The 13,961-nt window shown below is 68.4% G+C and carries 13 protein-coding genes; 6 read left to right on the plus strand and 7 right to left on the minus strand.

Annotation, left to right across the window (positions count from 1 at the left end; genetic code table 11):
- Positions 1–2 precede the first annotated feature (2 nt).
- The 4 genes from EV649_RS19640 (at position 3) to EV649_RS19655 (ending at position 3,779) form a co-directional block, all read left to right on the plus strand.
- Positions 3–1,256, plus strand: coding sequence for a sugar ABC transporter substrate-binding protein (locus EV649_RS19640; RefSeq protein ID WP_130384872.1), 1,254 nt, complete (start codon positions 3–5; stop codon positions 1,254–1,256).
- Positions 1,253–2,191: a sugar ABC transporter permease gene (locus tag EV649_RS19645; protein WP_130384873.1), complete on the plus strand. Its 939-nt coding sequence runs from the start codon at positions 1,253–1,255 to the stop codon at positions 2,189–2,191. The genes EV649_RS19640 and EV649_RS19645 overlap by 4 nt, the downstream gene beginning before the upstream one ends.
- A complete protein-coding gene (locus EV649_RS19650) occupies positions 2,181–3,005 on the plus strand; it encodes a carbohydrate ABC transporter permease (RefSeq protein ID WP_130384874.1) in 825 nt (274 codons plus the stop codon). Before EV649_RS19645 ends, EV649_RS19650 begins: the two co-directional genes overlap by 11 nt.
- 240 nt (positions 3,006–3,245) lie before the next feature.
- The gene (locus tag EV649_RS19655) at positions 3,246–3,779 is read left to right on the plus strand and encodes a dihydrofolate reductase family protein (RefSeq protein WP_241998456.1); all 534 of its coding nucleotides are present in this window, start codon (positions 3,246–3,248) and stop codon (positions 3,777–3,779) included.
- 361 nt (positions 3,780–4,140) lie between these two features.
- Here the strand turns inward: EV649_RS19655 and hemB are convergent, their stop codons facing one another.
- From hemB to EV649_RS19690, 7 genes are all read right to left on the minus strand, one after another.
- Positions 4,141–5,124 carry a porphobilinogen synthase gene (gene hemB, locus EV649_RS19660; RefSeq protein ID WP_130384876.1) on the minus strand — a complete coding sequence of 328 codons (984 nt, stop codon included), beginning with the start codon at positions 5,122–5,124 and terminating at the stop codon, positions 4,141–4,143.
- A 1-nt stretch (position 5,125) separates the two neighbouring features.
- Positions 5,126–6,853 carry a uroporphyrinogen-III synthase gene (locus tag EV649_RS19665; protein WP_130384877.1) on the minus strand — a complete coding sequence of 576 codons (1,728 nt, stop codon included), beginning with the start codon at positions 6,851–6,853 and terminating at the stop codon, positions 5,126–5,128.
- Positions 6,850–7,731, minus strand: a complete 882-nt coding sequence (hemC, locus tag EV649_RS19670; protein ID WP_130384878.1) for a hydroxymethylbilane synthase — start codon at positions 7,729–7,731, stop codon at positions 6,850–6,852. Before hemC ends, EV649_RS19665 begins: the two co-directional genes overlap by 4 nt.
- Positions 7,728–9,005 carry a glutamyl-tRNA reductase gene (locus EV649_RS19675; protein ID WP_130384879.1) on the minus strand — a complete coding sequence of 426 codons (1,278 nt, stop codon included), beginning with the start codon at positions 9,003–9,005 and terminating at the stop codon, positions 7,728–7,730. The genes hemC and EV649_RS19675 overlap by 4 nt, the downstream gene beginning before the upstream one ends.
- Positions 9,006–9,081: 76 nt before the next feature.
- On the minus strand, positions 9,082–9,837 hold the full coding sequence (locus EV649_RS19680) for a redox-sensing transcriptional repressor Rex (protein WP_130384880.1): 756 nt from the start codon (positions 9,835–9,837) through the stop codon (positions 9,082–9,084).
- 100 nt (positions 9,838–9,937) lie between these two features.
- Positions 9,938–10,174: a glutaredoxin family protein gene (locus tag EV649_RS19685; RefSeq protein ID WP_241998370.1), complete on the minus strand. Its 237-nt coding sequence runs from the start codon at positions 10,172–10,174 to the stop codon at positions 9,938–9,940.
- Positions 10,171–11,619 (minus strand): AMP-binding protein, encoded by a 1,449-nt coding sequence (locus EV649_RS19690; protein WP_130384881.1) that lies wholly within the window; start codon positions 11,617–11,619, stop codon positions 10,171–10,173. Before EV649_RS19690 ends, EV649_RS19685 begins: the two co-directional genes overlap by 4 nt.
- Before the next feature lie 391 nt (positions 11,620–12,010).
- Here EV649_RS19690 and EV649_RS19695 point away from each other — a divergent pair, with 391 nt between their 5' ends.
- The gene (locus tag EV649_RS19695) at positions 12,011–12,553 is read left to right on the plus strand and encodes a sigma-70 family RNA polymerase sigma factor (RefSeq protein ID WP_130384882.1); all 543 of its coding nucleotides are present in this window, start codon (positions 12,011–12,013) and stop codon (positions 12,551–12,553) included.
- Between the two features lie 217 nt (positions 12,554–12,770).
- Positions 12,771–13,880: a DUF5667 domain-containing protein gene (locus EV649_RS19700; protein ID WP_241998379.1), complete on the plus strand. Its 1,110-nt coding sequence runs from the start codon at positions 12,771–12,773 to the stop codon at positions 13,878–13,880.
- Positions 13,881–13,961: the final 81 nt, after the last annotated feature.

Genomic DNA, 13,961 nt, shown 5'->3' on the forward strand with positions numbered 1-13,961 from the left:
CGATGAAACTCCGTTCCCTGACAGCGGCCGGTGTGGCCGCGGCTCTGCTAGCCCTTGCGGGCTGCGGCGGCTCGTCCGACGGCGACTCCGGCTCTTCTGGTCCGGTGGACCTGCGGATGACGATCTGGAGCGCCAACGCCAAGCATCTGGCGTTGTTCGACCAGATCGCCGCCGACTACAAGAAGGACCATCCCGAGATCGGCAAGATCACCTTCGAGTCGATCCCGTTCGACAGCTACACGACCACCCTGACCACGCAGATCGGCGGCGGCAACGTGCCGGACCTGGCGTGGATCCTGGAGAGCACCGCACCGGACTTCGTCAGTTCTGGCGCGCTCGAGCCGATCGACAAGGACGCCGACCTGGTGCCGAGTACGACGACCAACTGGGAGAAGGACGGCAAGCTCTACGCGTATCCCTTCTCCACCTCGCCGCTAGGGGTGTTCGTGAACACCGACCTGGTGAAGGCTGCGGGGCGGCCGGCTCCGGCCCAGCAGATCGCGTCCGGGACCTGGACCTGGGAGGAGACCGCCAAGACCGCTTCCGCCGTACAGGCCCGCGGGAAGGGCGGGGTCGTGGTCGGCGACTTCGACTACAAGGGCTGGGACACGCTGAACTCGATCTGGTCCGGCTGGGGCGCGCGGCCGTGGAGCGAGGACGGCAAGACCTGTGGCTTCGACCAGCCGGAGATGGTCGACGCGATGACGTTCATCCACAAGCTGATCTTCACCGACAAAGGGATGCCTGGGCCGGGTGTGACGAAGGACTTCTACGCCGGCGACTCGGCGATGATCCTGACCCAGATCAGCCGGGCCGCGCTGCTCGAGAAGTCCAAGTTCAAGTGGGATCTGGTGCCGCTGCCCAAGGGCCCGTCAGGTGAGTACTCCGTCGTCGGTCAGGCGGGGATCGGGGTCTTCAAGCGCGGCAAGCACGCCGACGCGGCCAAGCAGTTCCTGGCGTACTTCAGCAACGCGGAGAACTCGGCCAAGCTCGCGCAGTTCTTCCCGCCGCCGCGCAAGTCGCAACTGAACGCCGCGACGCTGGCCAAGGCCAACCCGTTGCTCAAGCCGGCCCAGCTGCAGAGTGTCGTCATCGACGGCATCCAGCGCGGCGACATCAAGACCAGCCATACCGGGTACGCCGAGCTCCAGCAGACCGTCCGCGCCGCTCTCGACCCGCTGTGGAAGCCGGACGCCGACGTGAAAACGGTGATGTCCGGCGTCTGCTCGAAGATCAACCCCCTGCTGGCGAAATGACCTTGCTCCTCGACAAGCCGGCGCCACCCCAGGCGCCGGCGGAGCGTGCGCCGTACTGGACGATGCGGCGGCGGGACACCTTGGCCGGATGGCTGATGGTCCTGCCGCAGCTCGCCGGGATCGTTGCCTTCGTCATCGTTCCGCTCGGCCTCGTGGTCTGGTACAGCGTGCACGAGTGGAACGTGCTGGGCGGGACGTTCGAGTTCGTCGGCGGCGACAACTACACGGCGCTGGCCGACGACCAACGACTCGGTCCGGTGCTCAGGGCAACAGGTCTGTTCTCGGCCGGGCTGGTGGTCCTGAACCTCAGCCTGGCGCTGTTCCTCGCCGTGCTCCTGAACCAGAGGCTCCGCGGCACGGTCGTGTTCCGGACGCTGTTCTTCTCACCGGTCGTGGTGACGCTGGTCGCCTGGACGATCGTGTGGGGGTTCCTGCTGCAGGACAACGGCGGGCTGAACGGGTTCCTGAACGTGCTCGGGATCGACGGGCCGAACTGGCTGCGATCCGGCGGTACGGCGATGGCGTCGGTGATCGTGGTCCAGCTGTTCAAGAACGTCGGTCTCAACATGGTGCTGTTCCTGGCCGCGTTGCAGGGTGTCCCGGCGGAGCTGTACGAGGCCGCCCGGATCGACGGCGCGTCCGCATGGGCACGGTTCCGTCGCGTGACCGTGCCGCTGATCAGTCCGACGATCCTGCTGACGATGATCCTCACCATCGTCGGATCGCTGCAGGTGTTCGCGCAGATCGCCGTACTGACCCAAGGCGGGCCTGAGACGTCGACGACCGTGCTCGTCTACTACCTGTACCAGCAGGCGTTCCAGTTCCATCACTTCGGGTACGGCTCGGCGCTGTCACTCCTGCTGTTCTCCATCGTCCTGGTGCTGACCGCGGTCCAGTGGCGGATGCGTCGTAGGTGGGTGTTCCATGAGGCTTAAGCTGCTGATCTACGGCGTACTGCTGGTGTGTTGTGTGCCGTTCGTGTTCCCGATCTGGTGGATGGCGACGACGTCACTGAAGCCGGTGGCCGAGATCTTCGCGTTCCCGCCGTCGTTGCTGCCGGGATCGCCGACGCTGGACGCTTATCGGCAGGTGTTCGAGCTGCAGCCGTTCGGGCGGCAGTACCTGAACAGCCTCTACATCGCTCTTGTGGTGACTGTTGGCACGCTGGCGGTGTCGGCGCTCGCCGGGTACGCGTTCGCGCGGGTCAAGTTCCGCGGCGCCGGGGTCGTGTTCGTCGTCGTACTGAGCGGGCTGCTGGTGCCGAACGAGGTGACGATCATCCCGCTGTACCGGATGTTCGACGCGTTCGGGTTGGTGGATACGCATTGGCCGCTGATCCTGATCCCGATGCTCGGTGCGCCGAGCGTGCTGGCGACGTTCATCATGCGGCAGTTCTTCATCACGCTGCCGATGGAGCTCGAGGAGGCCGGCAGGGTCGACGGGCTGGGTCGCTTCGGCCTCTTCTGGCGGGTGTGCCTGCCGCTGGCCCGGCCCGCGATCGGTGCTGTGTCGATCTTCACCTTCCTGCACAGCTGGAACCTCTACCTCGAGCCGATCGTGTTCCTCTCCTCGAAGCAGAAGTTCACCGTCCCCCAGGCCCTCACCCAGTACGTCGACGCGTACGGCGGCCCCATGTGGAACACCCAACTCGCCGCCGCAACCCTCTCCGCCCTCCCCGTCCTCATCATCTTCGTCCTGGCCCAACGCCAATTCGTAGAAGGCCTAGCCCAAACCGGCCTGAAGGGCTAACTGCCGGTCACCGCATGCGGCGGTGGGGCGCCATGCGTGGCGCGAGGCGGGAAAGAGCTGGGTTGGGGAGGATTCCTGCCCAATCCGGGTACAAAATCCTCCCCAGCTCCTCGACCGCCGTACTCGGAGAACTGTCAGCCGACGGGGTTGAGGTAGTAGCGGAGGGCGTCGGAGGTCATCGGAGGGGCCGGCGTGCGCAGGCGCTGGTCGGGCCATCGCCGCGTTGAGCGGTCGTGGAAAATGGTGGGTGTGAGCTTTCATGCTGCTGCCTTCATCGCCACCAGCCTCGACGGGTACATCGCGCGCTCCGACGGGTCCATCGACTGGCTCACCAGCCGGGCGGAGCATGCCGGGGAGACCGGGTACGACGAGTTCCTGGCGTCGGTGGACACCGTCGTACTCGGGCGCAACACGTACCAGTTGGCGCTAACGTTCAACAGCTGGCCGTACGAAGGCAAGCAGGTCGAGGTCCTGAGCACCACGCTCGACCCCGACACCGACGACCGCATCCTCGTCCACCGCACCCTGGACGCGCTGGTCGAGACGCTCAACGACCGCGGCGCCCAACGCATCTACGCCGACGGCGCCGCCACGATCCAAACTTTCCTCACCGCAGGCCTGCTCAACGAACTAACCATCACCACAGCGCCCGTCCTCCTAGGCACCGGCATCCCCCTCTTCGGCCCGGTCCCCACCGACATCCCCCTAACCCACAACGCCACCCGCACCCTGAAGGCAGGCTTCACCCAATCCGACTACTCAGTCACACGCTGATTCCCGGACACGGCAGACGTTCCGCGCGAGAGCCGAACCGACCCGCCCCGTCGAACCCGAGAAGCGCCGACAGAAGCGTCGGGGTTATCCCCTCGCGTGCAGGGTTCTCCCCTCGTGTAGCAGTAGAGAACCCACAACACGAGGGGATAACTCGTTGTTTGCTTGACGCGGGGGCGGGGTGACCGGGCGGCACGACGGCAGGCGGGCGACGGTGGGGTGTGGGACATGCGCTGGTGGGTGGAGACAGGAAGCGGTGAGTGGAGACAGAACGTGGTGGGTCGGGACCTGCTACTTCTTGTGCAAGCCCACCAGGTGAGGTGCCAGGCCTCCGATACCCGCCCCGTTCGTCGCTTCTACTCGATCAGCGGTAGTGCAGGTGCTGGGCTACTTCGGTGGCCCAGTAGGTGAGGATTGTGTCGGCACCGGCTCGGCGGATCGAGGTGAGGGTTTCGAGGATGGCCTTGTCGCGGTCGATCCAGCCGTTGGCGGCGGCGGCCTCGACCATCGCGTACTCGCCGGAGATGTTGTACGCCGCGACCGGGACCGTCACGTGGTCGCGGATCTGGCGGACGATGTCCAGGTACGGCAAGGCGGGCTTGACCATCACGATGTCGGCGCCCTCGGCGATGTCGAGGTCGACCTCGCGGATCGCGTCGCGGGCGTTCGCGTTGTCCTGCTGGTACGTCTTGCGGTCACCGGTCAGCGACGAGTCGACGGCCTCCCGGAACGGCCCGAAGAACGCCGACGCGTACTTCACGGCGTACGCCAGGATGATCGTGTCGATGAATCCGGCCGCGTCCAGCGCCGTACGAACGACCCCGACCTGCCCGTCCATCATCCCGGACGGACCGACGACATGCGCGCCGGCGGTGGCCTGCGCGACACCCATCTCGGCATACAGCGAAAGCGTCGCGTCGTTGTCCACGCGTCCGGCGGAATCCAGTACGCCGCAGTGCCCGTGGGACGTGAACTCGTCCAGGCACAGGTCCGACATCACCAGCAGCGCGTCACCGGCCTCGGACACCGCGTCCCGGATCGCGACGTTCAGAATCCCGTCCGGGTCCAATGCACCGGATCCGACCTCGTCCTTGGACGTCGGTACGCCGAACAGCATCACGCCGCCGAGCCCGAGCTGGGCCGCCTCGGCGATCGCCTTCCGCGCCGTGTCCCGGGTGTGCTGGACGACGCCCGGCATCGACTTGATCGCGATCGGCTCGCGTGCGCCTTCCCGGATGAACATCGGCAGGATCAGCTGCCGCGGCTCCAGCGAGGTCTCCGCGACCAGCCTGCGCACCGCCTCCGACGACCTCAGCCGCCGCGGCCTCACTTCCGGGAATCCAGGCATATCAGCTCTTTCGACGAGAACCCGAACGACGTTCGGACGGGCGGGTGACCGGCTCCCCGGCCTCCACCATGGTGTCACGCCGATCCGCACCGAACCGGGCGAGGGCGTCGGCCAGCTCCTCGACCGACGGCGACTCGGCCATCGCGTCGACCCGCAGGCCGTGCTCCTCCGCGGTCTTCAGCGTCGCCGGGCCGATCACGCCGATCACCGTCGACGCGTGCGGCTTGCCGGCGATACCCACCAGGTTCCGCACCGTCGAGGACGAGGTGAACACGACCGCGTCGAACTTGCCGGACTTGATCGCCTCGCGGGTCGGCGCGGGCGGCGGAGCGGCCCGGACGGTCCGGTACGCCGTGACGTCGTCGACCTCCCAGCCGAGATCGGTCAGCCCCGCGACCAGGGTCTCGGTGGCGATGTCCGCACGCGGCAGGAACACCCGGTTGATCGGGTCCAGCACCTCGTCGAACGGCGGCCAGTCCTCGACCAGCCCGGCGGCCGACTGCTCACCGGACGGGACCAGGTCCGGACGGATGCCCCAGGCACCGATCGCCTCGGCGGTCTTGTCGCCGACAGCCGCGATCTTCAGCCCGGAGAACGCCCGCGCGTCCAGCCCGTACTCGTCGAACTTCTCCCGGACCGCCTTCACCGCGTTGACCGAGGTGAACGCAACCCACTCGTAGCGTCCCTCGACCAGACCGCGGATCGCCTTGTCCATCTGCTGCGGGTTGCGCGGCGGCTCGACCGAGATCGTCGGGACCTCCTCGGGCATCGCGCCGTACCGACGCAGCCGGTCCATCAGCGGGCCGGCCTGGTCCTTGGTCCGCGGGACCAGGATCCGCCAGCCGAACAGCGGCTTGGTCTCGAACCAGGACAAGGCCTCGCGCTGCTCGACGACCGAACCGACCACGATCACGGCCTCGCCGGTCACCTTCGCGGCCCGCACGTCGGCGACGATCGTCTCGAGCGTCCCCACCACACTGGTCTGCGAGGTCGTCGTACCGCAGACCGTCGCCGCGACCGGAGTGGACGCGTCGAAACCGGCCTCGATCAGCGCCGCGACGGTCTCCTTCAGCACCTCGGAGGCGTTCAGCAGGACCAGCGTCTGCTTCGGCTGCAGGCGGCTCAGGTCGAGCTTGTTCTCGGCGAGGTCGACGACAGTGACCTCACGGTCGCCCTTCATGGTCAGCGGGATCCCGGCGTACGTCGGAACCGCGCTCACCTCGCTGACGCCCGGCACCACGTTGAACCCGATGCCCGCCTTCTTGCACGCGGCCGCCTCCTCAGCGCCGCTGGAGAAGGTGAACGGGTCGCCGGTCAGCAGCCGGACCACGTTCGCCGCGGACTTGGCCGTCTTCACCACCAGGCGGGCCCGGGCCGCGACCCGCAGCGCCCGGCTGCCCTCGGCGCCGGAGCCGTCCACGACCTCGACGCCCGGCCTGCAGTAGGTCAGGAACGCGTCGTGCTCGGGGCCCTCGACAACGACCGCGTCGGCGTTCGCGAGCACGTCGCGGCCCGCGATCGTCAGCAGGGCCGGGTCACCGGGGCCGACGCCGACGAATGTGACATGGCCGAGCGGTTTGGTCTGCTTGACGGTACTGGTCGCGGCCTTCTGAGGTGCCGCGGTTGCGGCTGTCTTCGCGCTCACGTCTGCCTTCGCCCTCGTCGTTTTCCTGCTCGTCCTGTGGGCCGTCTTCTTGGCCGCAGTGCTCGTGCCTTGTGCCGGTGTCATGTTCGCTCCAGCAACTCGTTCGCCAGCGTCTTGCCGAGAGACACCGGGTCGTCCACCGGTCCGTTGGCGGAGAGCCGCCGTACGCCGTCCTCCTGGCCGAGCGCGCCCCGCAGCCAGAGCTCGGGGCCGTCCTCACCCTCGACCACCTCGGCGAGCGCGCCGACCGGAGCCGTGCACCCTGCCTCCAGCGTGGCCATCAGTTGCCGTTCCGCCGTCACCGCCACGCGGGTCGCCTGGTCCTCCAGCGGAGCCAGCGCAGCCAGTACGTCGGTGTCGTCCGCGCGGCACTCGATGCCCAGGGCACCTTGTCCCGGCGCGGGCAGCATCTGGATCGGGTCCAGGGTCTCGGTCACCTCGGCGAGCCGGCCCAACCTGGACAAGCCTGCCCTCGCGAGCACCACGGCGTCCAACTTGCCGTCGGTGACCAAGCCGATCCGGGTGTCCACGTTGCCGCGGATCCCGGTGCACTCGATACCGAGGCCGAGCGCGTCGAGCTGCGCGGCGCGCCGTGCGGCGCCGGTGCCGACCAGGGCACCGTGCGGCAGTTCGCCGAGCGTCAGGCCGTCGCGGGCGACGAGGACGTCGCGCGGGTCCTCGCGGACCGGGATGGCACCGAGCGTCAGGCCGTCGAGCGGCGTGGTCGGCAGGTCCTTCAAGGAGTGCACGGCGATGTCGATCTCGTGGGCCAGCAGGGCGTCGCGCAGTGCGCTGACGAAGATGCCGGTGCCGCCGATCTGCTCTACCGGTGCGCGGTTGACGTCGCCGGTGGTCGTGATCAGGACGAGCTCGACCTCGTGACCGAGCGCGCGCAGCTGGTCGGCCACGATGGTCGACTGCGCGGTCGCCAGCTTGGAGCGGCGAGTGCCGAGCCGGATCATGCCTGCTCACTCCCCTTCGGCATCGTGACCGCGTCCACGGTCGCCTGGTCGAGGGCGAACAGTTGACGCAGCGCGTCGGCGTACGTCGGTCCGCCCGGATCGCCGCCGAGCTCCTTCACGCGGACGGTCGGGTTGTGCAGCACCTTGTCGACGACGCGACGGATGGTCCGTTCGACCTCGTGCCGCTCGTGCTCGTCGAGCTCGGGCAGCCGGCGCTCGAGGCGGGCCAGCTCCACGTCGACCAGCGAGCTCGCCATCGCCCGCAGCGCGACCACGGTCGGCGCCACCGAAGCGGCCCGGCGGGTCGCCTCGAACGAACCGGTCTCCTCGCCGACGATCCGGCGTACCTCGTCGATGTCGGCCTGGCTGCCGCCCGCCGTACCGATCAGGTCGGCCAGCGTGATCAGCGTGACGCCGGGGATCCGGGCCGCCTCGGGAGCGACGTCCCGCGGCAGCGCGATGTCGAGGACGCCGAGCGGCCGGCCGTCGGTCGCGTTGCGGATCGTCTCGGCGGCCAGTACGACGCCGCGCGCGCCGGTGCACGACACGACCAGGTCCGCGTCGCGCAATGCTTCGGGCACGTCTGCCAGGCGGATCGCCGTACCGCCGATCCGGTCGGTCAGCGCGACCGCGCGGTCGTAGTTGCGGTTGGCAATGGTTACGGTCTTCGCGCCACCGTTGAGCAGGGTCTGGGCGGCCAGCGAGGCCATCGAGCCGGCGCCGACGACCAGTGCCCGGCGGCCCTCGAAGCCGCCGACCGCGTCCAGGCCGGCCGAGACGACCGAGCGGCCGGCCGAGTCGATCCCGGTTTCGGTACGAGCCCGCTTGCCGACCCGCAACGCGTGCTGGAACAGGGCGTTCAGGTCGGTGCCGATGGTCTCCAGGTCCTGGCCGACGCGCAGCGTCTCCTTCACCTGGCCGAGGATCTGGCTCTCGCCGACGACCATCGAGTCCAGCCCGACCGCGACCTGGAACAGGTGCGCGACCGCACCTTCCTCGAAGTGCACGTACAGGTGCTCGGCCAGATCCAGCAGCGGTACGCCGGTGACGTCGGACAGGATCGCGGTGACCTCGTCCATCCCGGCGTGGAACCGGTCGACGGTCGCATAGACCTCGGTCCGGTTGCAGGTGGCAAGGACCGCGGACTCCGCGACGGCCGCGGAGTTCCGCACCGCCAGGGCCAGCTTGGTCGCCGCGTCCGCGTCGAGCGCGACCCGCTCCAGTACGTCGATGGCAGCGGAGCGGTGACTGATGCCGACCACGAGGTAGCTCATCCGCGTCCTCGCTTCGCTCCGGGCGCGGATGAGGCACGAATCACGCTGTGTTGGATGATGAACTCGCTTCGCTCGTTCATGCGCCGACACCTCCCCCGACACTCGGGAGATCCGGCATACCGTTCAGCGCTGGTAGTTCGGGCACCTGGGGGAGCGCCGCCTCTCCGGACTTTCGTTGTTCGTGGTACGCCAGGATCTGCAGCTCGATCGAGAGGTCCACCTTGCGGATGTCGACGCCGTCGGGCACGGACAGCACCACGGGCGCGAAGTTCAGGATGCTGGTCACGCCGGCGGCGACCAGCCGGTCGCAGACGTCCTGCGCGGGACCGGCGGGGGTGGTGATGACCCCGATCGAGACCCGGTCGGCCTCGACGATCTCCTCGAGCTGGGCGAAGTCGCGGACCTCCATGTCGCCGATCCGCTCGCCGACGAGGGTCGGGTCGGCGTCCAGCAGGGCGACGATCCGGAAGCCGCGGGTGCCGAAGCCCGAGTAGTTCGCCAGCGCGTGACCCAGGTTTCCGATCCCGACGATGACCACGGCCCAGTCCTGGGTGACGCCGATCTCGCGGGCGATCTGGTACCGCAGGTACTCCACGTCGTACCCGACGCCGCGGGTGCCGTAGGAGCCCAGGTAGGACAGGTCCTTGCGGAGCTTGGCCGAGTTGACGCCGGCCGCGGTCGCCAGGTCCTCGCTCGACGCGGTCGCGATGCCACTGTCCGAGAGCGCGGTCAGGGCCCGCAGGTAGACCGGCAAGCGCGCGACAGTCGCCTCGGGGATGCCGCGTTCGGTTCTCGTCGGCGGGCCGGGGCGACGGCTGCTGGCACGCGTCACAATTCTCCTGGGAGCGGTTGGTTCACCGCGGTCTGACGACCGGCGGCTCTCTTACTCTAGGAGCTTGTGAACGTGAGAACAAAATCGGCGGAAGTGACCCCTACCTCATCAGGGCCTTTCGCAGTCTGGCGGGGTCGACCCGCCAGAAGTCGTGTTGCTTCCCGTCCACGAACGTGACCGGGATCTGTTCGCCGTACTGCGTGAACAACTGGTCGTCCTGCGTGATGTCCACCTCGGACCAGTCCGCACCCACCTCGGCACAGACCGCCCGGATGACCTCCCGCGCGTCGTCGCACAGATGACAGCCGGGCTTCCCGTACATGAGGACACGGCTCACCGGTCGGCCTCCCGGAGCCGGCCCTTGGCGACCTTTCCGGTGACCGAGTGCGGCAGGTAGTCCGTCACCTCGATCTCGACCGGGCACTTGAACCGCGCCAGCCGGCCCTCGGCGTACTCCCGGACCGCGGTGATGTCGACCGATGCGTCCGGCAACGGCACCAGGAAGGCCTTGACGGCCTCGCCGGTCTCCTCGGACGGTACGCCGATGACCGCGGCCTCCCGTACGCCGGGAGCGCCGACGAGCACGTCCTCCACTTCGCTCGGGAAGACGTTGAACCCGGACACGATGATCAGCTCCCGCAGCCGGTCGACCAGGAACAGGTCGCCGTCCGGGTCCAGGTACCCGACGTCACCGGTCCGGTACCAACCCTCCGCGTCGGGGCCGTCGACGGCGTCCGGCCAGTAGCCGGAGAAGAGATTGCCGCCGCGGATCAGGATCTCGCCGGGGTCGTCGCCCTCGACGTCCTCGCCCTGCTCGTCGGCGATCCGGATCTCGACGTTCGGCAGCGCGCGGCCGACCGAGCCGGGCTTCGGCTCGGCCTCGCCGAGGGTCGTGGTGACGCCCGGGGACGCCTCGGTCAGGCCATATCCCTGATGGACATGCAGCCCGGCGGCCTGCTCGAAGCGGTCCGCGAGCGCACGATCCAGCGTGGACGCGCCGGTCAGCACGACCTTGACGGTCTCGAGCGCCTCCTTCAGATCGGAGCGGGTCAGCAGCGCGTGCAGTGCGGGCGGAGCGAGCGGCAGCCGCGTCACGCCGTACTGACGGACCAGGGCGAGGGTCTCCTCGGGGTCGAAGCGCTGCTCGACGACGAGCGCGGCACCGGTGGCGACCGCCCAGCCGAGGACCGCGTTCAGACCGAAGGCGTGGAACATCGGGAGCACCCCGAGCACGACGTCCTCGGGCCCCATCCGGTCCTCGCCGAGCTCGCTGAGGTTCCGTACATTCGCCGCGAGGGCGCGATGGGTGAGCATCGCGGCGCGCGGATCTCCACTGGTTCCGGACGTGTAGAGCAGCACCGCGAGCGTCTCGGGATCCTTCGACGGCGGTAACGGAGCGTCACCCTGGAGTTCGTCGGGCGCCACCGTACGGACGCCCTCGAACCGGTCCCCGAGCCCCGGTCCGGCGATCGCCAACCGGGCTCCGGAGTGCGCCGTGACGGCCGCCAGCTCGGGCTTGGTGAGCCCGGTGTTCAGCGGTACGGCGACCAGCCCGGCGCGGAGAATGCCCAGGTAGGACGTGACGAACTCGATGCTGTTGGCAACCAGGAGCAGCACTCGGTACCCCGGCACCAGACCGGCTGCGGCGAGCCCCTGCGCGGTCCGGTCGACGGCCTGGTCGAGCTCGCTCCAGGTCAGCCGCCGATCCCCGTCGACCAGCGCCGGACGCTCGCCGTGCCGTTGCGCTGTGTCACGAAGAATGTCCGCGAAATTCACGTTCACCAGGCGAGTCTGTCACGGCCGGGATTCGCTCCGGGACCAACCGTCTTTCACAGAACGGTTGCAGCGGAGCGTAACCACCGATATACAGGTGACTTCGCGAGCGCGCTTCTGCTGAACCTCACACTGCAGAAACCCGCCCGCGAGCGGGGACCTCATGCGCGATGCACCACCCCCGACAGCAGGCTGCTCCGTACCGCGGACGCAGTCCGCTGGCGCATTCGTGACCATCGGACCGGACGGAAGGCGGCACGCCCCAGCCTGTTGACAGCACGTATCTGAGCAGTAACGTTCAGTGCTGTCCCAGTCGCTGTGGCCATTCGCGGATGTGTCGAACGACGTGTCAGTTGAACGGGGAGAAAACTTGACCACGCCGGAGCCAAGCCCGGACGGGATGAGACGTGCAGAGCTCGTCGATCGCGCCCAGGCCGGGGACGTCGGTGCCTTCGGTGAGCTGTACGACGAGTACTCGCTCACCGTCTATCGCTACATCTACGCACGGGTGTCGTCCTCGGCACTCGCAGAAGACCTGACCAGCGAGACCTTCGTCCGGGCGCTCCGCGCGCTGGACTCGTTCCGTTGGCAGGGCCGGGACTTCGGCGCCTGGCTGGTGACGATCGCCCGGAACCTGATCACCGACCACTACAAGTCGGGCCGGGTCCGGCTCGAGGTGGTCACCGACGAGATCGAGACCCACGACCGGCAGACCGAAGGCCCGGAGATCGACGTGCTGGCCGCAGCCACCGCCGAGGTGCTCCGGGACGCGGTCGCCGGCCTGCCCGACGAGCAGCGCGACTGCCTGACGATGCGGTTCTTCGCCGGTCTGTCGATCGCCGAAACGGCCAAGGCGCTGGAGAAATCCGAGGGCGCCGTCAAGCAACTCCAACTAAGGGCCGTACGGCACTTGGCGAAGGTTATCCCCAAGGACTTGAGATGAGGCGGATGACAACGAACGTCTTTCGTAACCCGTCAGGGAGTTACCTCGTTTGCCTGGTGAGGACCTGTCGGTGACCCCGACTGGCCATTGAGGAGAACGAGAACTCATGAGTGACCTACACAGGGCTCGAGCGCGCGCGGAGGCATTCGCGCACGCCGTCGATCACGGGCCCCGTCACTCCACGCGACTGGGCGATGACCCCGAGTTACTGGAAGCTGTGGAGCTCGTCGGACGGCTGAGGACCGCCGGCGCAGTTGCCCCGCGACCGGAGTTCAGTGCCGAGCTGCGGCACCGCCTGCTGGAGCAGGCGGCGGCGCGCGCGGCGACCACTGCGACTCCGTTGACGGTGCACACCGCACCAGACGACTCGGACGACCCGCCGGGTAGCGAGGACGTTGGCGCGTCCGTGACAGATATCCGTCGTCGCCAGGGCCGGAGAATCCGGCTCGTGGCCAGCACCGCCGCGCTGGTGCTGCTCGGAGGTGGCATCGGTTCCGCCGCCGCCGCTCAGCAGGCCATGCCCGGCACCTTGTACGGAATGAAGCGCAGCATCGAGAACGTGGCGACCAACGTCGGAGTCGGCGACGACTCCCGCGGCCGGCGCGATCTCGAGCACGCGATGACCCGATTGTCCGAAGTCCAGGAGCTGGCCGGCAACGGCGGCTCGGTGGGCACGATCAACGCGACACTGGACGACTTCTCGGCGCAGTCCCGCAAGGGCGTGTCCCGATTGGTCGCGTCGTACCAGCAGGACAACGACGAGAGTTCGATCACCGCGATCACGGCGTTCATCACCAGCGCCCGCCAGGCTTTGGTCGAGCTCGCGCCGAAACTCCCGCCGGAGTCGCTGAAGTCCGGGGTCGAGGCACTGGCCACGATCGAGCAGCTGGCGCAGCACACCTCGGCGGCATGCCCGAAGTGTGCGGCACCGAAGCCGTCGGGCTCGCCGAGCACCGGCACCAACAACAACCAGCCGAACCGCACCAGCCCCGGCACCGGCTCCGAGTCGAGCAACCCGGTCAAGGCGTCGTCGAGCCCCAAGGCATCGGCGACGACAGTTCCGACACCGGTCGACTCGACCAGCCTGCAGCCGACCACCGTGCCGACCAAGCTGCCGAACACCACCATCGTGGAGTCCACCGCTCCGCCGCCGACCAGCCTGAAGACGCCACCACTGCCGTCGTCGTCAAACTCGCCGATTGCGACGCCAACCGTGCTGCCTTCTACGCTGAACCCGACCACGCCGTCGTGGCCGTGGCCGTTCCCGACAACACCACTGATCAACCTGCCCGGAGTCATCCAAACCCTGCTCCCACCCTGGAAGTAGACGGAAACCCGAGCACCCGCAGCCCCCGGCACAACAACCACGTGCCGGGGGCTGCGTCGTCTGCTCTGCCGCGCCGGGCCT

The sequence above is a fragment of the Kribbella sp. VKM Ac-2569 genome (genome assembly GCF_004216905.1).
Taxonomy (GTDB): Bacteria; Actinomycetota; Actinomycetes; order Propionibacteriales; family Kribbellaceae; genus Kribbella.

Bases quoted from the DNA above. Each gene is read 5' to 3' on its own strand.
- hemC (WP_130384878.1), bottom strand. From the start codon at position 7,731: ATGATCCGGCTCGGCACTCGCCGCTCCAAGCTGGCGACCGCGCAGTCG.
- hemB (WP_130384876.1), bottom strand. From the start codon at position 5,124: ATGCCTGGATTCCCGGAAGTGAGGCCGCGGCGGCTGAGGTCGTCGGAG.
- EV649_RS19675 (WP_130384879.1), bottom strand. From the start codon at position 9,005: ATGAGCTACCTCGTGGTCGGCATCAGTCACCGCTCCGCTGCCATCGAC.
- EV649_RS19695 (WP_130384882.1), top strand. From the start codon at position 12,011: ATGAGACGTGCAGAGCTCGTCGATCGCGCCCAGGCCGGGGACGTCGGT.
- EV649_RS19650 (WP_130384874.1), top strand. From the start codon at position 2,181: ATGAGGCTTAAGCTGCTGATCTACGGCGTACTGCTGGTGTGTTGTGTG.
- EV649_RS19655 (WP_241998456.1), top strand. From the start codon at position 3,246: ATGGTGGGTGTGAGCTTTCATGCTGCTGCCTTCATCGCCACCAGCCTC.
- EV649_RS19665 (WP_130384877.1), bottom strand. From the start codon at position 6,853: ATGACACCGGCACAAGGCACGAGCACTGCGGCCAAGAAGACGGCCCAC.
- EV649_RS19645 (WP_130384873.1), top strand. From the start codon at position 1,253: ATGACCTTGCTCCTCGACAAGCCGGCGCCACCCCAGGCGCCGGCGGAG.
- EV649_RS19640 (WP_130384872.1), top strand. From the start codon at position 3: ATGAAACTCCGTTCCCTGACAGCGGCCGGTGTGGCCGCGGCTCTGCTA.